The organism is Desulfosporosinus sp. I2 (assembly GCF_000960765.1).
Taxonomy (GTDB): Bacteria; Bacillota; Desulfitobacteriia; order Desulfitobacteriales; family Desulfitobacteriaceae; genus Desulfosporosinus.
The window spans coordinates 43304-67255 of the sequence record NZ_JYNH01000004.1 but is presented as its reverse complement, the minus strand read 5'-3'; the positions used below and the strand labels follow the sequence as shown (position 1 = coordinate 67255).

Here is a 23952-nt window from a genome sequence, read left to right as displayed (position 1 = left end):
TCCACCTCCGTTAGGGTTGTGCATGATAGGAACTGCGGACTAATGGGCCACATTCCACTTTTTTAAAGCCACGCTCAAGGGCCTGCTCCCGATACCAAGCAAACATACTCGGAGGAATGAACCCTTTTATCGGCAGATGTTTAGGCGTGGGCTGCAGGTATTGGCCGATAGTCAGGTAATCACACCCTGCCTTTCTCAAGTCACGCATGACCGTACAAACATCTTGCGTTGTTTCCCCTAGACCGACCATCAGCCCACTTTTGGTTTTGATCCGAGGGTCCAGTTTTTTAACATTTCTTAAAACCATTAACGAACGTTCGTAGTCTGCCCCTGGTTGTACTTGAGGATAGAGATGCTGAACGGTTTCTATATTGTGACCGATGACTTCGGGTTTAGCGGCAACAACGGTTTCAAGCGCTGATTCTGATCCAGCGAAATCCGGAATCAATAGTTCGATGCTTGTCTTCGGGGTTATTCGTCGTAAGGCTATAACAACTCGGGCGAATTCTCCTGCTCCGCCGTCGAATAAGTCATCCCTGGTAACGGATGTGATGACAGCGTGTTTGAGGTTAAGAGTTTTAACGGTCTGAGCTACTGCTTCCGCTTCCGCTGGATCAGGAGCACAAGGAATTCCTTTGCTCACCGCACAGAAACGGCATCCCCTAGTGCAGACGTCACCAAGAATCATAAACGTGGCCGTACCTAGAGCAAAGCATTCACCCGCGTTAGGACAACATGCTCCCTCACAGACCGTGTGCAAACGGCCCCTTGCCAAAAGCCCTTCCATTTCTTCTATCACGCCCGATAAAGGAGCCTTTACCCTTAACCAACTTGGTCGATTAACTTTTGCTTCTAGGCCGTCGACAGCCAACAACGTTTCTATTTCTTGGGATATTGGGCGAATTTCCCATTGAAAAAGCGCACACATTTCTTCAATAATCCTATTTTTGACCTTGGAAATACTAATTGAACTGTTTAGTTCTTCGGCAAGCGAAGTCATTTGCACACCGGACAGGCCGCAAGGAACAATGGTCTTAAATTGAGACAAATCCGGGTTAACATTAATGGCAAAACCGTGAATTGTCACCCAATGATTTACCCCTAATCCAATGCTGGCAATTTTCTTCTCCCCAACCCACACTCCAGTAAATCCAACCCGTCGCACCGCCTTGATTCCAAATGCAGAAAGCGTTCTTATCAACATTTCTTCTAATCTATAAACCAACAAATGGACGTCTTTATCGTAGTCTTTAAGATCTAGAATGGGATACCCTACAAGTTGTCCCGGACCATGGTAAGTAACATCTCCACCTCTTTCAATCTGGAAAACTTGGAACCCATGGGCGGCGAGCCATTCTTCATCGACTAAGATATGTTCCCTGCGACTGTCTTTACCCGCCGTAATTGTGGAAGAGTGTTCGACCAAAATAAAGCTATCTGCGACCTGACCCTCAATTCTGAGATTTTGTAAATTCTTCTGAAGTTGCCAAACCGGTTTATAGTCCGCTTTCCCGAGGTCAAGAAGATACGTGGGGTGAAAAGACCCAACCATCGGTTATCCCCGCTTTCTTTAACCGCCAAAAGCTTTGATGCATTCGCGAACTTTTGTTACGGTATAAGCCATTGCCGGGCCGCCTCCAAAAGCGACAGCGACTCCGGCTGCCTCCAGCACTTGATCACCAGATGCTCCGGCATTCATGGCATTATAAACATGAGCGGCAATGCAGTACTCACATTTCCCATAAATGGCGATGGCCACCGCCATTAATTCTTTTTCCATGATCCCCAGTTCCCCTTCGCAAAAGACTGGAGCCATGAGGCTTTCGAAGCCAATCGCTAATTCTGGGGCTTCTTCTTTCAATTCTTCCAACCCACCTGAAAACGCCCCCAACAGGTCGTGAGGTGTTTCTTTGCCTCCGGTCTTGATGAGAAGATCGTCATTGCCTTGCGGATGTAACTGGAGCCAAGGATAGGGATTCTCCAACATTTCTATAAGACGGCCTAAAAACTCTGCAGCGAGTGAACCATCGATGATTCGATGATCGAGAGAAAGGCTAAGTGTCATAAAAAAGCGGTTTTCTAAGCGACTATCGACCATTATTGGTTTCTGTTTTATCGTTCCAACACCGAGAATGGCGGTTTCCGGTCGATTAATAATGGGAGTAAACCCTTCCACTCCGTATGCTCCCAGATTGGTAATCGTGAAGGTGCCTTGTTCTATCTCCTCCGGATTGAGTTCAGAATTGCGTGCTCGCGTTGCTAGGTCTTTAATTTTGGCTGAAATCTGTTCCAGGGTAAGCATTGGAACATTTTTCAGATTGGGAACGACAAGCCCCTCTTCCAAGGCGACGGCTACCCCAACATTGACCGATTTGGCTAATTCAATTTCCTTCTCGGTGCTCCGCGAGTTCACCAGCGGGAATTCCGATAAAGCCTGTCCTGTAAACTTAACAAGGAAATCAGTAAAGGAAAATTTAACTCGTTTGTCCGCGCCCAACTCGTTTAATTGCTCCCGTACATCTTTCAATGAGGTCATATCCACTTCTTTCATGAGAGTGACATGGGCAGCCTCTCTCCGGCTCTTAAGCATACGCTCCGCGATGACACCCCGCATGCTCAGAGGATCAATTGAACGCAGTTCAGAAGTCGTCTCTCCCTTGACCTGAAGAATGTAATTTAATACATCTGCTTCAACAACCTTGCCGTTTGGACCGCTGCCATTAATTAAACCAATTGCGACGCCTTCTTTATCGGCGAGTTTAGCCGCACGAGGAGATACCTTGCCAGTACTGGCAAAAATCCCAAAAGGTTTAACAGGTTTTGTTTCTTTCTTCTTCTCTCCTTCGCCACTCCCACCTGCTAGTGCTGCTTGTAGAACACTTTTCGCCTCTGCCAGAGCCCCTTCTAAAGAAGCGGCATCTTCCCCTTCTTCCGCTAAAACAGCAAGTGGAACAGAAATCGGGAAACTCGAGCCTGGAGCACCAATGATCTTATAAAGTACTCCACTATAAGGTGAATCAACTTTAATGTTGACCTTTTCTGTCATCACTTCTAAAAGTGCCTCTCCTTGGGCAACCGTCTCCCCTTCGTTTTTGAGCCAGCTCACTATTTTTCCTTTTTTCATGGTTAGGCCTAATTTAGGCATGAGCATAATATGTGCCATTCTAATTTCCTCCTGAATTTTATGCTTATTTTCTTTGTTTTAAAGAAGTTCAACGATTTATGAAGTAACCTTTTTCAGCAGCACGTTTTAACGTTCTTTTGTAATCGACCACATAGGGACCCGTCTGCGCAAGTTCTATTTCGCAACAATCATCTGGGCCAACAATAATTTCCCTTTCACCATCGAGTGCTATGACACAAGGGCGATGACGTACAGTTACTTTCTGACCGGGACTCATTAATTCGTGTGAACGAACAGGAATTGATCGAATCAAACCAGGTGCTACTGCCGCTTTTACCTGAATTATAGAACCTTGATTTTGGTCCAGCATTTGCTCGCCACTTGCTGCGACGATTAAGTTAATTCCCTCGGCTGCTCTCATATCGATAGGATGCAAAGCGCCGACGATTGCCGCAATACCAATATGAAAGGGCTCGCCACGTGTTGCCACAATCTGCCGGACCTTACCCATGTTCCATATGGCCCGGGAACCGATGAACTGATCTTCGAGCACAACCGCGTCGATTAAGGCTATATCTACAGCTTTACCATTGAGATGGATTATCAATTTTTTGGTACGGAGAAGAGAATATTCCCGTTCTACCACTCCTGTTGCAACTAAACCAGCTGCCAATCCCGCTAGAGTGCCTTCCAACATGACCGAGAAAACATTGTTGGTTCCTGTGGAAACAGGCATGATAGGAACATCTCCGGCCCCTTTAGCTACAACCCTATTTGTTCCGTCACCACCCAGGGTGATCAAACAACGTACTCCTAATTCTGCCATTTTAGCCGCCGCAAACTGTGAATCTTCTTGACACGCATTCCACTTCATGGGTACGAGCTTTGTTTCCATGGTTAGCTGATTCTCACCGATGAAGAAATCTAATGCTTGCTCATAAAAATTAAAATAGTCCGGCATAACCCAGACCCTTTGAACCCCAGCCGCTTGAAGCCCAAGCAAAATTCTCCGAATTAAATTAACTTTTTCCAGATTATCAAAGACAGTGGCGTGAGCCACCAAACGTCGGATGTCTTTTCCTGAAGCCGGATTTGCAATAATTCCTGCAATCAAGTTCATCTCCTCCTACCAAAGATTAAGGGTGGCCGGACGGACGGCCGCCCTTCTTCAAAAGCGAAATTACTTTACGAAGACATCCTAAAGAATAGATTTTATCCCAGAACGGATTTCACCGCATCAATGATTTTGGCCTCATCCGGAATATAGGCTGATTCTAGGCCAGATGCAAAAGGAATTGGAGTAAAAGGTGCTGCTACCCTTTTAATGGGAGCATCGAGAGAATCAAAGCATTCTTCCGCAACCATTGCTGCTATTTCTCCCCCAAATCCTCCTTGTTTGACAGCTTCATGCACAATAACCAACCGTCCAGTTTTTTCTATGGATTTATACAATGTTTCCTTGTCAAATGGGATAAGTGTCCGAGGATCAATCACTTCTGCATCTATTCCGTCTAGAGCTAGGGTTTCCGCTGCCGCTAGCGCTTTATGAAGCATCATAGAATAAGCTAAGATAGTGACATCTTTTCCTTCCCGCTTGATATCCGCCTTGCCAATGGGAATTGTATACTCCCCTTCAGGAACTTCCCCACCTGCCCCATAGAGAAGTTTGTGTTCTAAGAACATTACCGGATTATCATCACGGATGGCAGTTTTCAACAAACCTTTAGCATCTGCCGCCGTCGAAGGCATAATGACTACAAGTCCTGGAGTATGACAAAGCCATGCTTCTAGGCATTGAGAATGTTGAGCCGCTGCACCCACTCCGGCACCGCAGGCCATTCTTAATGTCAGCGGTACCTTCGCTTTGCCACCAAACATATAACGCATTTTTGCTGTCTGGTTTACTACCTCATCCATGCATACACCTAAAAAGTCGTCAAACATGATTTCTGGCACTGGGCGTAAACCCGCAACAGCGGCTCCAACAGCTGAACCCATAATAGCGGTCTCCGAGATCGGAGAATCCAACACTCTTTCCGGGCCAAATTCATCAATAAGTCCAGTTGTTACTCCAAAACACCCACCAAATGCTCCAACGTCTTCTCCTAGAATATACACATTCTTATCCCTACGCATTTCTTCACGGAGAGCCTCATTAATTGCTTGAGAATATGTCATTTCCGCCATAATAATCTCACCCCTTCTAATTCCTTAATTGCAATAAACATCGGTCAACAGTTCATCTTGAGAAGGCACAGGACTCTTCTGAGCATACTCAACCGCATCAGCAATAATCTTTTTAACTTCAAGATCGATTTGCTTAATTTCCGCTTCCGTAGCCATTTTCATTTCTTGCAAACGGCTCGCAAACCGTGGCAAAGGATCTTTTGCTTTCCATGCGTTCACTTCTTCATCGGTCCTGTATACGGTCGGATCCCCTTCAAAATGGCCATGATGTCGATATGTTTTGCATTCAATTAAGATGGGGCCTCCACCCGCACGGGCACGCTTCACAGCTTCTTCTGCCGCTTCGTAGACCGCCATAACGTCATTGCCGTCAACGACCACACCAGGCATGCCGTAGGCCGATGCCCGGTCTGCTATGTCCTTTATGTTTTGATGCCTTGCCTGGCTCATAGAAATGCCGTACCCATTGTTCTCATTGACGAACACCACCGGCAATTTCTGAATACTCGCCATGTTCAAGGACTCATGGAAAGTCCCTCTGTTCGATGCTGCATCCCCAAAAAAGCAGATTGCGACTCCATTCTTTTTCATATATTTAAGGGCAAAGCCTGCTCCAGTCGCCAAAGGTAGACCCGCACCCACTATTCCATTTGCACCTAGGAAACCCAGTTCTATATCTGCGATATGCATGGAGCCGCCTTTTCCTTTACAGAATCCGTCGATCTTACCAAAAATCTCAGCCATCATTTTGTTCACCGAGGCTCCACGAGCAATCGCATGTCCGTGGCCACGGTGGGTGCTGGCAATATAATCCTGTTTCTCTAAGTTCGCACAAACTCCGGTAGCCACAGCCTCTTCACCAATGTACAAGTGAACAAAGCCAGGAATTTGACCCTGCGAAAAGAAGTTAGCCACTGTTTCTTCAAATTCACGGATCGTACGCATTTGACGATATAAATCAAGCATTTGTTCTTTATTAAGCGCCACTTAATATCACTCCTCATCCGAATAAGTTTTGATTCCAGTCCAAGTCCACATAAACTGTCACACAAACATTAACCACCAAAATGCTATTAACGCTATCGCCCAATCCAGGCACTAACATCCCCTCTACTTCCATTCCTCCTTTGCTGACCGTGATATCCTTTCTACCGAACGGAATTTGATTTAACACCTCCTCCGTCCGAACCAATTCAGGATAAGGGGCAGCCACATGAACCTTTACGACCATTTCATTGAGATTTTTTAAGTTAAAAACCTCAACAAGACCACACAAACAGCTCCTGGAAATGGCATCACGCACCGCTTTCGTAGCTGCCTTCGTCACATCCTGTCCATGCAAGTCCGTACCAACTCCTAATTCGATAATGTAGCGTTTTAGATTCATACCTATCCCCTTCTCTTCTGAATATCCGAATAAATGATATATACGCAAGCCATGTGCCAAACTAGACTCTCATGAAAAATTTAATGTAAAGCTGCGAAACTACCTTGTTTGAACGATTCTTGACAATTCATTTAAACCTGCAGCGTTAAACACTTCACTAGCCCTGTATCCATCCAGTGGTCGCGAATTGAACATTCGTTCGATCTTCGAACAACGTTTTAGAAATCTCAATAGAAAAACGCCTAGATATTCCAGGCGCTTTTTCAGACGAGTTGTATCGCTTAGCTCGGTGAGACCAATATTTTGATATTTACCTCTTTCCGGTTTACCAGTTCTTCAAATCCCTTTTCTATAATATCATCGAGTTTAATTTTTCCCGTAATCATGGGTTCTCCCTGAATCCGGCCATCATTCATTAAAGCAATCGCCGTACTAAACTCTCCATTATAGGCCAAGGATCCTATAATGTGTTTTTCATTAGCGGTAACCTCGAAAAAGTTAAACGTACTCTCACGTTCAAAGATACCTACCATGACAACTTTACCGCTTTTTCTTGCCAATTGTATGGCCAGTGGTGCTGTCTTCTCATTCCCGATACATTCGAAGGTAATATCCGCTCCTAATCCGTCGGTAAGCTCCTTGATCTTTGCGACAACGTCTACTTCTCTAGGATCGAAGACTGCCGTTGCCCCCATATTTAAAGCATATTCTTTTCTAGCCTTAGCCATTTCAATCACATAAACTTTACTAGCTCCAGCTGCCTTCGCAGCTTGTAATGTCGCGAGCCCGATTGTTCCCCCGCCCAGGACAACGACTATATCTCCTTCGATAACAGGTGCCATTCGAACTGCATGGATCCCAACAGCTATCGGCTCGATTACGGCTGCTACTTCGTAGGACATATCATCCGGAATTTTATATATCGTATAGGCTGGTACATTGACATATTCTGCAAAGGCACCATCCGTCATCAACCCAGTAAACGCCAATTTTTCGCACATATTGTAATTCATGCGTTTACAATGATAACATTCCCAACACACTTGGCATGCATCAGGTGCAACCCGATCTCCCACCTGAACATTTTTTACTCCTGGGCCGATTTCTACCACTTCTCCGGAAAATTCATGTCCAAGAATAATTGGTGCTTTACTACCTGTTAGCGCATCTGGCGCTGAAACAGGAATGAAAATTGGCCCAGCTAAGTATTCATGGAGATCGGAACCACAAATTCCACACCATTTAACCTTTACTTTTACCCACCCTTCACCCGGTGTAGGTGGCTCCGGTACATCCACAACGCGAACATCTTTTCTTCCATACCACACTGCTGCTTTCATTGATCATCTCTCCTTTAAAAATATAGTTATTCTCCAATATTCGAAATACTTTGGATGCTCTGTTTAAAAAGCCCAAGTTTACTAAAAATGAACAAGCTTTAAAAATTTCAAACCTTATTTGTTCTTTTTGATTAAGCCATAAGAACCGAAATATACGGCATAAATCAACATAACTAAAATCATCAAATCTATCCACGTTAAAGGATCTCCACCGAATCCTTTGCTGATCTCAGCTTCATGCAGTACCGAAATCGCAAACCACCGGGTATAAACCAAAAATGTTATCAGCCCCAGGCCGTAAGTAATCACCACTCTGATAACCTTTTTCGAGACGGTATTTAGAGGTTGATTGTCAAAAACTGTCGACCACGTTAAGACCCAAAACAAGATACAAACCCCTAATTGAGCTGGCCACATTGTAATCGCAACTCCAAGAGATTTCTGAGCCTCAACAGGGATCAGGAAATTTTTAAGGATAGCCAAAAACAAGAAATAAATACCTGTACCGATGACAAAGTTGCCGAAGAGTGATACCAGAGCAGTTTTGGCTCTTGAACCCAATTGGCTCCACGGCCAGTTATCTAAGGCATTAGCTGTCGTAAGCCAAGAGACAATAACTGAATAAAACCAGCCAACCGCTGTGACCAATGGAAGAATCACTTTTCCGCTCTGGGACCAACTGGCTACGCTCGGATAAATTAATATCAGATAACCCAAAAACGCCAGGAAAAACCCTTCAAAGAACTCTATAATCCCGACCCATGGCTGCTTTAGCCCTAAATCCACCCATGGCCAATGCCCCATGTTTGTTGGTAAGATACCGAAAAAGTAAAAACCCATTAGGACAATCATGCCGGTTGCCGTCCAACCTGCTCCGCTTGGATTAAAAGCCGGTTCATAACTTCCGATGCCGAAAACGAGTATTCCCACTGTTAGAAAAGCTAAAACTGCGCCGGTAACAAATGTAACTAATCCTGATAGAGGTTGCTTTAAGCGATGAAAGGGCCATAGCTCACCATTAAATGCCAGGAATACAACCTCTAAAATGAACCAGAACATGACAGCACCAAAGGGCTGTGGGTACAGTTTCCATATGCCTTGCTTTGGATCCGCAAACAAATTCCAAACCACAAGACTAACTACCAGAATTATTGTTAGGTGCGCCAGTGCAAACGTGATCGGATTAACGGATAAACCAAATTGTTTCTTGGCGCTAATAATCTCGCCACCCTTCCCTGCCGCATTGGTTGAAGCATCCAAACCCATACACCTCCCAATTAAATCGCCTTTTCTTCCAGCTCTCCATTACAATTGTTCCAAAAAAATCTCCGATGGCTTAATGCTTTCTCGCGAAATACCCCCTTATTATTAATTTGGCTAGCCAGTTTTCAATATATTGCAAATTTTGTGCCAAAGTTTAATTTTATCGATCTTTTGAAATACCTCTAAACAATACTATTTTAATTAAGGTATGTTCAGCTTTTTGTATACTATCCCTAAAAACAAGTGCCCGGGAACTGAACAGTATGTTCGTTCCCCGAGCACTTGCTAACCCCTAGCTTTTTTAGTTTGTCATATAAAGTATTGCGTCCGATTACCTTGTCCCTTCTCCTTATCCCTTGGCATGAAAACAGAAAGTACTTAAAGACGAACGCAGTTCGCTTCCCAGGCACTTTTGTTTCCTTCTGGCCTATTCTTGAGTCACATTAAGGTTGCTCAAAAAGCTGACCTATGAAAAACGTTAACCTCTCAGCCGAGAAACTACATAGTAGCTAACTTAACCTATATGTTAACTCATTATAACGCCACCACAAATATTAATGGCTTGACCCGTCATATAGTCGGCATCAGCAGACGCCAAATATGAAACCAAGCAAGCGACATCCTCTGGCGTCTCCACCCGACCGAGAGTTATGAGTTCTGAGAATTTTTTCAATGTTTCCCCTTTAGGCAAATCTAGGTAAATACCCATCTTCTCGTCGATTAGATCCCACATATCGGTACCAACGATCCCCGGGCAATAGGCATTGACATTAATTCCGTAAGGCCCCAGTTCTTTGGCTAAAGCCTGGGTAAATCCCACTACCGCAAATTTGGTAGCGCTGTAGGAAGACAACAGGCCAAACCCGGAATGCCCGGCTATGCTAGCGCAATTAATTATTTTTCCTCTCTTTTGCTTGATCATCTGCTTGGCTGCAGCCTGGTCGCATAAAAATATTCCTTTAGCATTTACGGCGAAAATCCTGTCCCAGTCCTCTTCTGTGATCTCGATAGCCTGTTTAACTTGAGCAATGCCAGCGTTAGCTACCATTATGTCCAGTTTACCAAATTCCGCTACTACCTTTTCTACCATTGCGTAAACCGCCGGCCCGTTGCTGACATCAGCTACGATTGCTAACGCTTTTCTCCCCAATGCTTCAATTTCTTTTACTACCTTGTTCACCGTCTCACTATTGATATCGTTGACCACCACTTCAGCCCCGTCTTGCGCTAATCGTATAGCAATTCCTCTCCCGATACCCCTCCCTGCCCCGGTGACAATGGCCACTTTACCCTTCAGCTTCATGTTCATTTCCTCCCTCATTCCTCGCAGTCTTCAGAACTCTTAAAAAAGTAATAGTTAATCCATGATTTCTCGCCCCTAAATACCCTTGTCCTCCAGCACTAATTACTCCCCCCTTTCCGGCTAGTTAATGGATGTTAACGCAAGTTCCATGCCAAACCATTCATTCCAAAAAAAAGGCCTATAACTTCTCTTCGGTGGGCACTATCTCCTACATTATGTACTTTCAAAAAATTGACCAAATAACGAACACGGGTTCTGCAGAAGGCCGCCAATCATTCAACAAATCGATCGTCGTAGCAAACTCCCCATTAAAGACGATAAAATATGCCCAAAAAACGAACAGTGTTCGCTTTCCGGGCACTTCATTCACGTCAAGAGTGTTAAATCCATTCTATGCTCTAACCCCCAACTTCCTCAACTTGTCATATAACGTATTGCGTCCAATTCCTAAAGCTTTTGCCGTTTTGGTAATATTGCCATTAAACCGGTTTAATGTTGACTCAACAGTAATCCGCTCTATTTCTGTTAATGAGATGACCTCCCCCACCTCTTGCAGAAAGTTCGGCTGCCGATGTATACTGCGGGGTAAATCCGTAACACTGAGATATTCCCCCTCAACCACATTCATGGCATATTCCACCGCATTTTGTAATTCTCTTACATTCCCAGGCCAGGAATAATTACGAATGGCCTCGAAAAACTCCAGCTCAGCTCCACCGATCTCTTTACCCAAGTTTTCTGAGAAAATGTTTATTAAATGAATGGTTAAGAGGTCAATATCTTTCCCTCTCTCCCTTAAGGGTGGGATGTGAATGTTTAATACATTTAAGCGGTAATACAAATCTTCTCGGAAACGTCCTTCCTCGACGGCCCTCATCAGATCCTTGTTGGTCGCTGCAATAATCCGGACGTTAACAGGAATTACCTTTTCTCCACCAACCCTCGTTACTTTCCGTTCCTGTAAGACCCGTAAAAGGTTTACTTGCAATTCTATGGGCATATCCCCGATTTCATCCAGAAAGATGGTCCCCTCATTGGCAAGTTCGAACTTACCAAGATTTCCTCCCCGCTTAGCCCCGGTAAAAGCTCCCTCATTATAACCAAATAGTTCACTTTGAATTAGTTCTCGTGGCAGAGCTGCACAATTGACTGCGACAAACGGCCCCTCCGAGCGACCGCTATGATTGTGGATCGCTTGGGCAAACAGCTCTTTACCAGTTCCACTTTCACCTGTAAGTAATACATTGGAACGGGAATTAGCCGCAACCGAGATCAGCTTAAATGCTTTCTTCATTCCCTCACTTTCCCCGATAATATCTAAACAGGTAAAGCGGGCAGTTGCCCCTACCATTCTGTTGACTAAACTACGCACCTTTCTTATTTCCCGCAACGTAAACACTACGCCAGCGATTGTACAGTTTTCCTTCAAAATCGGCCTGGAAGAACTTGTGCAATGAATGCGCTCCCCGCCTTGATCCAGGACAATTTCTTCATCAGTGTTCCAGATGCAGTTTTTGGCTATTTCACTAAATTTATTGTTAGGACCAAGAATCAAACTCAATGGTTTGCCAACGACATCTTTGTCAGACAATCTCATAATGGTATAAGCTGCTGGATTAATATGAATGATCTTTCCATCGTTGTCTACGGCCATCAATCCCTCCGTAACGCTACTGGTCGCGGCAGCCAACAATTCGTAAGCCTGGTTTTTTTCCTCTTGAAGTTCTTCCTTGCGTAACTGATTTTCTATCATTTTTGAAATTTTTGAACTTACCAAATAAAGTAAATTTGCTGCTTCCTTTATTTTTTCTTCCGGAATAATTTTGACTTTATTTAAAGCTTCTAAATACTCATTAGGATCTACTCCAAGCACTTCGGCGTGTTTTATAAATTTTTCCTTTTCCGGTTGATCTGCTAAGACCTGTCCTCCCAGGATTGCTCCGATTCGTACGCCGTTCAGCATTATAGGAGCGGCAAAATCAACCATGCCATTTTCACAGTGGTACACCGCAGGCTTTCCGGTTCTGGTTGATTCTTCAGCGCCTTTCTTATCACTAATTTCACAACGTTTCAAACCTTCAGAGCAGCTTCGATTATACTTCATACAAATATCAATAAAATTTATCGGCTGAGTCACTGGGTTGTTATTCTTATCAAATGTTAAAGCGGCAACACCTGTAACACGAGAAAAAGTGTCCTGAAACTGCTGCAAAAATTCTAAGTCAATAACATCCAGTAAATTAATTTCCTCCCCGTTAAAATCCATTAATATTTCCTCCTTGTAAAAAAATCCCACTGTAAAAAGAAGCTATTTTTTGTACTATTCTGTTTTTTATAACATAATTATTATTTCCTATTCCAAATGTCTTTAATTTGAAAGACCTAGCTTACGCCCCATTAGTCCATGGTGTGGACTAATGCACTTGTTAACCGTCTAAACTCTGACCCCTAACTTTTTTAGCTTGTCATATAAAGTATTGCGTCCGATTCCTAAAGCTTTGGCAGTTTGCGTAATATTACCGTTAAACTGGTTCAGAGTGGATTCAACGGCAATCCGTTCTATTTCCAACAAAGAAATAACATCGCCTTCAGTTCTTGCCGACCGTGGATAGCTAACAACAGTACGAGGCAATTCTTTAACGGTAAGATAATCTTCTTCAGCTATATTAATGGCGAACTCCACGGCATTTTGCAATTCCCTGACATTCCCAGGCCAAGAGTAATTTCTGATTGCCTGTAAAAATTCCGTTTCTGCTCCTTTAATCTGTTTGCCCAGGCTCTCCGAAAAAACTCTAATCAAATACATTGTCAGGAGTTCGATATCTTCTTCCCTTTCCCTTAAAGGAGGGATATGAATGCTAAATACATTTAAACGGTAGAATAAATCCTGGCGAAAGCGTCCCTCATCAATATCCTTGAGCAAATTCTTGTTGGTAGCAGCTATGATGCGCACATCAACCGGAATTTCTTTGTCTCCTCCAACCCTGGTCACTTTTCGTTCTTGTAATACCCGCAAAAGGTTCACCTGCAATTCGATGGGCATATCACCGATTTCATCTAAAAAGATGGTCCCCTCATTGGCCAATTCAAACTTTCCTGGATTTCCCCCTCGCCTTGCTCCAGTAAAGGCTCCCTCATTATAACCGAAAAGTTCACTTTGGATTAGTTCTCGTGGCAGAGCTGCACAATTGACTGCGACAAACGGCCCCTCCGAGCGACCGCTATGATTGTGGATCGCTTGGGCAAATAATTCCTTCCCCGTACCGCTTTCTCCTGTCAAAAGAACGTTTGAACGGGAATTCGCGGCGATAGAAATTAATTTCAAGGCACTTTTTATCACTTTAGATTCCCCTACAATATCCTTACAATAAAAACGGGCAGTAGCTCCTACCATCCTGTTTACCAAACGGCGAACCTTATTAATTTCCCGCAAGGTAAACACCACACCAGCAATTGAGCCATCTTTCTTAGAAAATGGACGGGCTGAACATGTACAATGGATTCGGTCCCGTCCTTGTTCGTGCACAATTTCCACATCCGTTTTCCAGAGAAGTTGGTTAGCCATTTCACTGAACTTCTCGTTAGGGCCGAGGATCGATTTCAAAAGTTGGCCTGTCTCTATTTTTTCGCTCGAGCCGAACATTTTTTGGGCAGCCTGATTGATATGAATAATCCGGCCTTCATTGTCCACGGCCAGCAAGCCTTCAGTCACGCTCTCTGTTGCTGCACTCAATAATTCATATGCTCGGTTCTTTTCCTCCTGGATTATTTCCTTCCGCAATTGATTTTCTATGGCTTCTACCGCCGCTACAACCATACCCAATGTATGAGAATACACACATTCGGCGGGGCCGGAGATATCAAAGCATCCGATAATCTCCCCGAGAGAATTATGAATCGGTGCTCCAGAACACGTCCAGCAATGATGCGATTGGCAAAAGTGCTCAGACCCTGAAATTTGAATGGCTTTATTGATGGCCAACGCTGTTCCGATCGCGTTAGTCCCAACGGCCTGTTCTGACCAGTTTGTACCCTTTATAAACCGAATTGTACCTGCAGCCTTGTCCAATATCCCAGAATCGCCGCAAGTGTGCAAAATCCTCCCTTCCTTGTCTGTAATCACGACCATGAATCCCGAACCCTTTACACTTTGGTAAACGGTATGCATGAAAGGTTTGGCTACCTCTACTAATCTAGAGTTATGATTGATTAGTTGTTGCAACTTTTCGTGGTCCAACGTGTCCTTACCTTTACCATCATAGGGGTTTATGCCAAGTTTCTTACAGCGATACCATGATTCAAGGATCTCTGAGCGTGTAACCGTTGCATCACCCATGCCGCCCTCGATAAAGTTTCTCCATGCCCCTAACGAATCTTCTACACATTTTATGGATTGCTTGGACATCTTAAGCCCCTCCTAAAACCTTTTCTGCTCACGAATGGTTTTAGACTCGAAAAAACCATTACCTTCAATTTCTGGTTTTTTCCATCGATGCCTTAAACTTATGTATTCTAAAATGTTGGCCACTACCATCCTTCGGGTTGACCCCGTCCCTAGCACATCAATCCAAGACTTTACTATTGGAGAGTGAACAACACTAAAATCAGTTCTCACAGAAAAAGTCAAAAAAATCCCAAACACAAATTATTTAATAAAATAATTACGCCTTTATTATACGATACTTTGTTTCGAAGAAGAGGGAATTGTTTACAAAGTCTTATTTCGCTTGCATTTTCTCTATTTCACGCGGCCAGAGTTTATCTTGTTTCGTCAAATGTGCAAAGAATTGATGCCAAGTCTTCAACTTGTGCCACATACTCTGCAATTTTTTCTTGGCATAGAATTTGCATTAAGAAGTTTATGAACGCAAAATTCACTGTTAGGAGTACTCGTTATGGAATTTTACAATCTTAACCTAGTGACTTGGTTTGAATCACAGGTTATTTATCACGCTCTTGCCCACCTAAACCGGGAGGCGTTAATACTCTGTACCCCGGCAACACCTTATGTCTGTGCAGGGTTCCATCAGGATATACCCAGTGAAGTCGATTTAAAAGCTTGTAAAGAATTCGGGATCCCCCTATTTCGTCGCGAAGTTGGAGGCGGATTAGTCTATTTAGATCACAGGCAGATTTTTTTCCAAATTGTTCTTCACCGAAAAAATCCAGACATCCCCACCAACCGGGAGCGATTTTACAAGAAGCTCCTCGAACCAGTAGTGCAAACGCTCAGGGATTTCAACTTAGCGGCGGAGATACGCTCGCCTTGTGACTTAATTGTTAACTCCAAAAAGATTTCTGGCAATGGCGCAGGTCAAATCGGAGAGTGTAATGTCTTAGTTGGGAATATTCTAATGGATTTCAATTTTGAGGTTATGTCTTCTATTATCCGTGTCCCATCAGAGGATTTCCGCCAGGAGTATTTACATCAAATGCAAGCAAACCTCACGACATTGCAGTCGGAAATGGGGAGAGCCGTATGTAAAGAGGAAGTTATCGAAAGGCTCAAAACTAACTTCACAGGAGCCTTCTCGCTTACTTCAACCCAACTAGACAATCAGGTTCTTGAACAAATCCGCAAACTCACCCCTATGTTTCAATCCAAAGAATGGCTCATGGAAGCCGGGCGTCGCCTCCTCTATCGGGAGATTAAAGTAGCGGAAAACTGTTATATCAGAGAATACCAAGTCTCTCTTGATGGTACTGACCTGACATGCCGTTTAGTCCTCGCTGGTCAACGAATTACCAATATAACCTTGAGTGACTCCAATCGCTTAATCCCTCCCCTACGTTTGCGACGGTTGGAATACTCCCTCCTCGGAAAAAAGATGGATTTTAATACATTAAATGAAGCTTGTATGGAAGCACATGTCTTAAACCCCTTTCAGGCAAAAAATCTTGCCCTTACCCTAAGCGGGAAAAACGCTGCTGGAACTGCGTGATGATCCCTTCAGTATGACGGTTAAACTACCAATCTAAGTTTCAAAGTACTCTGGGAATGCAAACCAAGTTTTTCGTACTAAGACAGAAAAATCTGTCTTTTCCCAATTGGTATTATATTCTACTTTTCTTTTAAAACCCCTTTGTATAAATTCCCCAAATCTTATCAAATACTGCCGAGGATACTGTGTCAACACGTTAATGTCTCCCGTTCGAATACTGTCAACTGCTAAAGAACCCGCGATTTTCCCAGCCACTATTGCTGGGAAAATCCCCTCTCCACTGATAGGATGAGTATGTCCTGCCGCATCCCCAACTAACATTATGTTTTTCTGTTGCATCCTTAACCGGGGTCCTCCGATAGGAATCGCTCCACCAGTCGTTCGTATCACTTCTTCACTAATCACCCCTTCTTTGAATAAATATTGTTGAAATTCTGCTAAAGCGGTTGCTACACTGCCGCCTAAACTTAAATCAATGCTAACCCCGACATTTGCCAGATCATTTTTAGGAAAGAGCCAAGCATATCCGCCGGGAATGGATGGACTAAAGTAAATTTGAGCCCATTGCGCCCTTTTCCTTAACTTGACCGTGATTTGCTTAGCATAGGCCAAAATTTGAGGTGGGCAGTGTATTGCCTGGGCTACCACGGATTTAGGTCCTTCCGAACCTATAATAATCCCCGCTTTAACCACGGATAATTTTCCTTGCTTATTGATTAAAACACCCTGATCCGTAACCGCTACTGCCCGTGCTTTAGTAAATAACTTAACCCCAGATTGAACCGCTCTCTCAGCTAAATAACGATCAAAGACATCCCTGTTGAGTATGTAACCAGGTGCCCGTGTTTGAGCCACTTGTTCTCGATGAATATAGGTAACGAAACCTTCCACCCTTTGAGCTATGCAATCCGCTGGAACAGGTACTTCTGCAGCTAAACTCAATGGTACATACTCTGCACATTGAACTGGTAAACCTATTTGTTCTTTTTTGTCTAACATCAACACCGAAACCCCACCGGCAGCCGCTGTAGCCGCTGCGGAGCTACCTGCTGGGCCAGCTCCGATTACTACAACATCTGCATTAGCCAAAATAGGAAGCTCGTCAATTTCAAACTCAGCGTTCATCTTAAGGCTCTGCGCACACATGACTCCACGTCCTGAGCACTTACACCGGGAATTTGATCCGGGTAATCCTTAAAATAAGACCTGATTATCTCCTCAATTTTGTCCCCTCCCAGGGGACAATCCTTTAAGCGGGCCTCAAGCTCAAAAATGACTGACGGATTATGGGTAAAGAAATCCCCGCTAAGTAATACGCTCTTCAAAACTCGAGCCTTTAACTCCGTCTTGGCAACCACCCGGATTAATCCGCCTTGTGTTTTAAGGCAAGCTTCCTTTATTTCTCCCGCCTCAGTTGGTAAACTAACTTTATAAATCCATTCAGGAGAATGGAAATACATTCTCTTCTCTCGAAATAATGCCTCTTCCCATGGATTAAGTTCGTCTCTAATAAATTGCATATCCATAACAGATGCAAATGCCGCACAAATCGCTTCTTTAATCTTGGACATATCCGGAACCTGACCAAGCTCTCTTTTAAGCCACGTTACCCGGTCCTCTACCGCGATAATATTCTTATCACTTATTTTTTCCATTGGAATTTTAAGTACCTTGACCATGCTCTCAACGTCAAAATCAACGAGTAAAGAACATTGGAAGACAAAGGCATTGCCTAATTCGGCTCCCCCTGTACCGCAGATCTTACGATTACCAACTTGAATATCGTTACGGGGCCGGAACGTTGCCTTTACACCAAGATCGGCTAAAGCTTTGACCATAACGTCACACAGCAACTTATAAACCTCATCGAGATTTCTGCCCGACAGCCAATCCTTACCTGCATAAATTTCCCATCCTAGTTCGGACGGTCCCCAAAAAATTGCGCCCCCTCCTGTGATACGACGGTTGATTTCAATACTTTCTCTCCGACAATATTCTTCATCAATTTCTAACTCTACCGCTTGATGTAAACCCAATAGGGCACAACGGGGAGAAAATTGGAGAAAACGCAATGTATTCGGGCATTTTCCTGCGCTTCGGGAAGCAAGCAGGACCTCGTCCAAAGCCATGTGGTCGGCCGAATTTAATGGATTATTGTCAATTAGTCGCCAATTCATCATCACTAAAGTCCTCCTTTATTTTGATTTAGATGTTTGTTGATCATGTCCACTGTTCGATTTTCGAACAGTGGACGAAAATCGAACAGTGAATAGTGCCTCTTTTTATTAAGACACGTTGTAATTTAGCCAATTTTAGCCTTCGGATAGTACGAAGGTCGGCATTATCTTCTTTTTTTATTTTCATCCCTATATCTTTTTTATTTCTATGAATGCAATTCATATGCCAAGCCCAATGAAACTTCTTGGCATATGAATTGCATGTTTATTATAGTTATCACAGGTTGCTGCTTGTTTTCCTGTTCTACTCTGTGAATCTCAAACTAAATTTAAGTATGGAGAGGATGTGATTTAATTGTCATTAAAAGCCGCCTTTATTTTTCTTGCACCTCAAGCCAACCCTTCACAACATCAAGCGGAGATTCAAACCCCACAGGTTACCCTACTTATACGGGGAGTCCAAAATTACCAAGAAGCTGTTCATCTTGCACAACAACTGGTTACTGAAGGAGTTCAGGCGTTGGAATTATGCGGAGGATTTGGTAACATTGGAACGGCAAAAATTGTTGAAGCTGTAGAACATAAAATCCCAGTGGGTACAGTACGATTTGATTGCCACCCCGGGTTGAGCGGAAAAAGCGGGGATGATCTATTCCAAACTTAACCACCAAGGGCTGTGAGGATAAATCACTAATGTTCACAGGATTTATTTACACCTCTACCTATTAGTTATATAATGGGGATTAATATTTACTAGGATAAGTATTAATCCCACTCAACTAAATACGTCGTATGCTAGGGGTGCCCCTCGGGGCTGAGATGAGGAAACTCGATCCCTTTGAACCTGATCTGGTTAATACCAGCGGAGGAAAGCTAATCGTTATGCTTATAGAAGTATAAATGAGAATTGCTTACCACAGTTCTCATTTTTTTATATCTTTATCCTCCCTAGTACCATGACAGTAAGACGGGAACCCCGGCAAACACATACGTGATCAAGGGAAAGGAGGGCTGTATGTGCAAATTGTTGTCAACGGTGAAGCGCAGGAAATCCCCTTGGAATGTACCGTCTTCCAGTTACTTACTGACAATGCGGTGACCCTCAAAGCGGCGGTCGTAGAGCTCAATGGGAAAATTCTGAAGCAAGAACATTGGCAGAGTACTCTTTTGCAGGCTGACGACCGTTTGGAAATCTTAATTTTTATGGGAGGTGGCTGATACCGTGAACGATACCATACAGAGTGTTAATCCATCGGATGACAGTTTACTCATCGGAGGAGCGAATTTGCACAGCAGACTGTTCGTAGGAACCGGCAAATTTTCGTCTCATGAAATAGTGCCTCAGGTGCTGGAAGCGAGCGGCAGCCAAGTGGTAACTATGGCTTTGCGCCGGGTCGATTGGAAAAACCCCCAAGAGAATATTCTCAACTACATGCCCCCAAACACCATTTTATTACCCAACACCTCCGGTGCGCGCACAGCTGAAGAAGCCGTGCGAATCGCTCGCTTGGCTCAAGCTGCTGGTTGCGGGAATTGGGTAAAAATTGAGGTTGTACAGGATCAGCGTTACCTATTGCCGGATAATTGGGAGACGCTACGGGCCACGGAACAACTTGTCAAGGAAGGTTTTGTGGTACTGCCTTACATGAGTCCAGATCTGGGTGCCGCCAGGCGCCTGCAGGATGCCGGGGCGTCAGCCATCATGCCCCTAGGAGCTCCTATTGGCAGCAACAGAGGTTTGCAAACCAAAGAACTCATCCGGATTCTGATCGAAGAGATTTCTCTGCCGATCATTGTCGATGCGGGCATTGGACGACCCTCAGAGGCAGCCGAGGCTATGGAAATGGGTGCAGCCGCAGTGCTTGTGAATACTGCGATTGCCACGGCAGGAGATCCGGTGTTCATGGCTCAGGCCTTCCGCTTAGCCGTAACCGCAGGACGTATGGGCTATTTAGCGGGACCGGGTGAACGACGGATCGAAGCCGCTGCTTCCTCCCCCTTAACCGGCTTTTTGCAGGAGGGTTAACGGATGTTTTACGAGCAAATCACGGAATGGCAACCCAGGCTCACCGAGTCGCATTGGGCAAGTTTTAGGGGCGCCGATGTCGAGCGAGTGTTGGCCCGAGAGACTCTTCGCCCTCAAGATTTAGCGGTCTTGCTTTCCCCAGCTGCCCTATCTTACTTGGAACCCATGGCCAAAAAGGCTCAGGCTTTAACCATCCGCAATTTTGGCCGCACGATGGGTTTGTTTACTCCTCTGTATCTCGCTAATTTTTGTAGTAACCAATGCGTCTATTGTAGTTTCCATGCTGGCAATAAGATTGTACGCTGCAAGCTAACCGTCGAACAAGCCCTTAAGGAAGGGAAAGCCATCACTTCGACCGGGCTGCAGCATTTGCTGCTCTTGACGGGAGAATCTCGCACCCAAAGCGGACCCGCTTACATGGAAGAATGTGTCCATGCTTTGCGGCCCATGTTTGCCTCTCTGGGGCTTGAAGTTTATCCGTTATCCACTGAGGAATACCGACGTTTATACGAGGCAGGGATTGATTCTGTCACTCTCTTTCAAGAAACCTACGATGAAATCACCTATGCGGAGGTACACCCCGCCGGGCCCAAGCGCAATTATCACTACCGCTTGGAGGCACCAGACCGAGCGTGTGAAGCCGGAATCTCTGCCGTAAACATAGGAGCACTCTTGGGTCTCTCAGACTGGCGGCGGGATGCATTTTATTCGGCTCTCCATGCTGATTACTTGCAAAGGACTTATCCCGGGGTTGAAGTCGCACTCTCTGTGCCGCGCCTCAGACCCTATGCCGGCAGTTTTCACTCCTCTGCTGCACCCGTTACGGATGCTCTCTTCGTCCAAATTATCTTGGCTTACCGGCTATTTCTACCCCGGGCGGGACTTACTTTATCCACCCGGGAAAGTCCGCAAATGCGGGAAAATTTGCTTCCCCTCGGAATTACTCGAATGTCGGCCGGTGCTCTCACTTCCGTCGGTGGTTATAGCGAAACAGACAACGTAGGCAGTGCCCAATTTGAAATTGCTGACGAACGATCCGTTCCAGAAGTGGTACAAATGATCCGGGCCAAAGGCTATCTACCCACTTTTTGTGACTGGGTAAATATGCGGGAAAGGAATGTTGTAGCACAATGAACCATTTAATAGCTGAACTAAATGGAATTTCAAAAAGGCGTACCCTTCCCGCTGGCATCTATGCCCTTACCTCTGAACTCCACTCTCAAGGCAGGAGCAATATTGAAGTGGCCAGTGAGATCTTGGCCAGCGGCGTTCCAATCCTTCAATACCGAGAGAAGGCCAAGAAAGTTAGGATCATGTATGAGGAGTGTCTAGCGCTGCGGGCTATGACACAGCAATACGGTGCCTTGTTCATTATCAACGACCACTTAGATCTGGCTCTGGCGGTGGGCGCAGATGGCGTACATATCGGACAAGACGACTTGCCGTTATCAAAAGTACGCGAGTTAGTCGGCCCCGATCTCATGATTGGAGTTTCTACCCATTCACCAGCTCAAGCATGGGCTGCCGTGAGCGGTGGCGCTGATTACATTGGAGTAGGACCGTTGTTTGCCACCAATACCAAAATTGATGTGTGTGATCCGGTAGGACTAGACTATTTAGATTACGTCGTCAAGAATCTGGAGATCCCCTTTGTCGCGATCGGCGGAATCAAGGAACACAATCTAGCTGAAGTGATCAAGACGGGGCCCGGACAGTGGCCTTAGTCAACGAGATTGTGAGCAATCCGGATATTAAGAGTAAGATTAAACGTTTACAGCGCATTATGGAAACACAACTACAAGAAAAATATAAGAAAGAGTGTGATTAGATGAGTACACAAATGGAACAGGCTAAAAATGGAGTAATCACTGCGGCAATGCAAACAGTCGCTGACAAAGAGGGGCTTACTGCTGAAGAAATTAGGCTCCGGGTAGCGGCGGGCAGCATTGTCATCCCAGCTAACCATAATCACACCTCTCTGAGTCCGGAGGGCGTTGGTCTTGGACTTAAGACGAAGATTAACGTCAATTTAGGTATCTCCCCAGACTGTGCCAATCTCGACAGTGAGTTGTCCAAAGTACGTATGGCTCTGGACATGAAAGCGGAAGCAATTATGGATTTAAGCAACTATGGCAAAACCGTTGAATTTCGCCACCGGCTCATCGACATGTCCCCAGCAATGATTGGTTCTGTTCCTATGTATGATGCCCTTGGCTATTTAGATAAGAAGTTGGAAGACATTACACCCCAAGAATTCTTAGCCGTGGTGGAACAGCACGCCCGAGACGGTGTTGATTTCGTGACCATCCACGCCGGCATCAACAGGGAAACTGCCCAGCATTTCCGTCAGACCTCCCGAGTTACCAACATCGTTTCCCGGGGCGGGTCTTTACTGTATGCCTGGATGGAATTGACCGGGCAGGAAAACCCATTTTACGAGTATTTTGATGATCTCCTGGATATCTGCACAACCTATGACGTGACGATAAGTTTAGGAGATGCTTGCCGACCTGGAAGCATTGCCGATGCCACAGACGGAGCCCAAATTTCCGAATTGATCGTGATGGGAGAATTGACTCAAAGGGCTTGGAAACGCAATGTACAAGTCATGATTGAAGGACCCGGCCACGTTCCCTTGCATGAAGTAGTGGCTAATGTTCAGTTGGCGAAAAAACTTTGCCACGGAGCGCCCTTCTACATTTTGGGGCCATTAGTCTCAGACGTGGCTCCTGGTTACGATCACATCACCAGTGCAATCGGCGGAGCCTTAGCCGCCTCGGCAGGAGCAGATTTTCTCTGCTATGTAACGCCCGCCGAACACCTTCGTTTGCCCACTTTGGACGACGTGCGGGAAGGGATCGTAGCAGTCAAGATTGCAGCACATGCCGGGGATATTGCCAAAGGGATACCTGGAGCAGCCGAATGGGACAAGAGAATGAGCCAGGCTAGACAAGATTTGGATTGGGAGAAAATGTTTTGTCTAGCCTTAGACCGTGAAAAACCAGAGCGTTATCGTAAAGAATCCGCCCCTGAGCATCAGGACAGCTGCACCATGTGCGGAGAAATGTGTTCGATGCGCCTCATGAACCGTATTATGGACAAATAGGTTTGATCCGATGGAGTTGAAACTCCACCTGAAGAAAGTTTTCCTTTATAGAACTGCACGACAAAAAATGGGCCTTCGCTATCGGTATTGAAGGCCC

Annotated in this window: 19 protein-coding genes, 1 pseudogene and 1 riboswitch; of the genes and pseudogenes, 7 read left to right on the top strand and 13 right to left on the bottom strand. The window is 44.9% G+C overall.

The window, feature by feature from the left end; all coding sequences use genetic code 11:
• Positions 1-10 precede the first annotated feature (10 nt).
• The 11 genes from lipA to UF75_RS02100 all read right to left on the bottom strand — a co-directional run bounded on the left by lipA (position 11) and on the right by UF75_RS02100 (position 15009).
• Positions 11-1552: a lipoyl synthase gene (gene lipA, locus UF75_RS02150; protein ID WP_045572955.1), complete on the bottom strand. Its 1542-nt coding sequence runs from the start codon at positions 1550-1552 to the stop codon at positions 11-13.
• Between the two features lie 18 nt (positions 1553-1570).
• A complete protein-coding gene (locus UF75_RS02145; RefSeq protein ID WP_045572954.1) occupies positions 1571-3163 on the bottom strand; it encodes a 2-oxo acid dehydrogenase subunit E2 in 1593 nt (530 codons plus the stop codon).
• A gap of 49 nt (positions 3164-3212) precedes the next feature.
• Entirely contained in the window at positions 3213-4244 is a 1032-nt protein-coding gene (locus tag UF75_RS02140; protein WP_045572953.1) for an NAD(+)/NADH kinase, read from the bottom strand.
• 92 nt (positions 4245-4336) lie between these two features.
• Positions 4337-5311 (bottom strand): alpha-ketoacid dehydrogenase subunit beta, encoded by a 975-nt coding sequence (locus tag UF75_RS02135; RefSeq protein ID WP_045572952.1) that lies wholly within the window; start codon positions 5309-5311, stop codon positions 4337-4339.
• Positions 5312-5335: 24 nt separating this feature from the next.
• Positions 5336-6298, bottom strand: coding sequence for a pyruvate dehydrogenase (acetyl-transferring) E1 component subunit alpha (gene pdhA, locus UF75_RS02130; protein ID WP_045572951.1), 963 nt, complete (start codon positions 6296-6298; stop codon positions 5336-5338).
• A gap of 13 nt (positions 6299-6311) precedes the next feature.
• A complete protein-coding gene (locus UF75_RS02125; RefSeq protein ID WP_045572950.1) occupies positions 6312-6698 on the bottom strand; it encodes a Lin0512 family protein in 387 nt (128 codons plus the stop codon).
• Positions 6699-6979: 281 nt separating this feature from the next.
• A complete protein-coding gene (locus UF75_RS02120; RefSeq protein WP_045572949.1) occupies positions 6980-8038 on the bottom strand; it encodes a 2,3-butanediol dehydrogenase in 1059 nt (352 codons plus the stop codon).
• Between the two features lie 114 nt (positions 8039-8152).
• Positions 8153-9304, bottom strand: coding sequence for a membrane protein (locus UF75_RS02115; RefSeq protein ID WP_045572948.1), 1152 nt, complete (start codon positions 9302-9304; stop codon positions 8153-8155).
• A 523-nt stretch (positions 9305-9827) separates the two neighbouring features.
• Positions 9828-10604, bottom strand: a complete 777-nt coding sequence (locus UF75_RS02110) for a glucose 1-dehydrogenase (RefSeq protein WP_045572947.1) — start codon at positions 10602-10604, stop codon at positions 9828-9830.
• Positions 10605-10995: 391 nt separating this feature from the next.
• Complete coding sequence (locus UF75_RS02105; RefSeq protein ID WP_045572946.1) at positions 10996-12870, bottom strand: sigma-54-dependent Fis family transcriptional regulator; 1875 nt, start codon at positions 12868-12870, stop codon at positions 10996-10998.
• A gap of 168 nt (positions 12871-13038) precedes the next feature.
• Entirely contained in the window at positions 13039-15009 is a 1971-nt protein-coding gene (locus UF75_RS02100) for a sigma-54-dependent Fis family transcriptional regulator (RefSeq protein ID WP_045572945.1), read from the bottom strand.
• Positions 15010-15499: 490 nt separating this feature from the next.
• Here UF75_RS02100 and UF75_RS02095 point away from each other — a divergent pair, with 490 nt between their 5' ends.
• The gene (locus UF75_RS02095) at positions 15500-16546 is read left to right on the top strand and encodes a lipoate--protein ligase family protein (protein ID WP_045572944.1); all 1047 of its coding nucleotides are present in this window, start codon (positions 15500-15502) and stop codon (positions 16544-16546) included.
• A gap of 33 nt (positions 16547-16579) precedes the next feature.
• Here the strand turns inward: UF75_RS02095 and UF75_RS02090 are convergent, their stop codons facing one another.
• Positions 16580-17692 (bottom strand): geranylgeranyl reductase family protein, encoded by a 1113-nt coding sequence (locus UF75_RS02090; RefSeq protein ID WP_045572943.1) that lies wholly within the window; start codon positions 17690-17692, stop codon positions 16580-16582.
• Complete coding sequence (locus UF75_RS02085) at positions 17668-18726, bottom strand: biotin/lipoate A/B protein ligase family protein (protein ID WP_242860075.1); 1059 nt, start codon at positions 18724-18726, stop codon at positions 17668-17670. Before UF75_RS02085 ends, UF75_RS02090 begins: the two co-directional genes overlap by 25 nt.
• Positions 18727-19078: 352 nt before the next feature.
• On the opposite strand from UF75_RS02085, the gene UF75_RS02080 reads away from it, so the two are divergent.
• From UF75_RS02080 to thiC, 6 genes and pseudogenes are all read left to right on the top strand, one after another.
• Entirely contained in the window at positions 19079-19387 is a 309-nt protein-coding gene (locus UF75_RS02080; protein WP_045572942.1) for a DUF6506 family protein, read from the top strand.
• 123 nt (positions 19388-19510) lie between these two features.
• A riboswitch (TPP riboswitch) is annotated at positions 19511-19611 on the top strand.
• A 129-nt stretch (positions 19612-19740) separates the two neighbouring features.
• The gene (gene thiS / locus UF75_RS02075; RefSeq protein ID WP_045572941.1) at positions 19741-19941 is read left to right on the top strand and encodes a sulfur carrier protein ThiS; all 201 of its coding nucleotides are present in this window, start codon (positions 19741-19743) and stop codon (positions 19939-19941) included.
• A gap of 4 nt (positions 19942-19945) precedes the next feature.
• On the top strand, positions 19946-20749 hold the full coding sequence (locus tag UF75_RS02070) for a thiazole synthase (protein ID WP_282433532.1): 804 nt from the start codon (positions 19946-19948) through the stop codon (positions 20747-20749).
• Between the two features lie 3 nt (positions 20750-20752).
• Complete coding sequence (gene thiH / locus UF75_RS02065) at positions 20753-21883, top strand: 2-iminoacetate synthase ThiH (protein WP_045572940.1); 1131 nt, start codon at positions 20753-20755, stop codon at positions 21881-21883.
• Positions 21880-22577: pseudogene (gene thiE / locus UF75_RS02060) on the top strand (thiamine phosphate synthase). The gene thiH and the pseudogene thiE overlap by 4 nt, the downstream one beginning before the upstream one ends.
• Positions 22578-23855 (top strand): phosphomethylpyrimidine synthase ThiC, encoded by a 1278-nt coding sequence (gene thiC / locus UF75_RS02055; protein ID WP_045572939.1) that lies wholly within the window; start codon positions 22578-22580, stop codon positions 23853-23855.
• Positions 23856-23952: the final 97 nt, after the last annotated feature.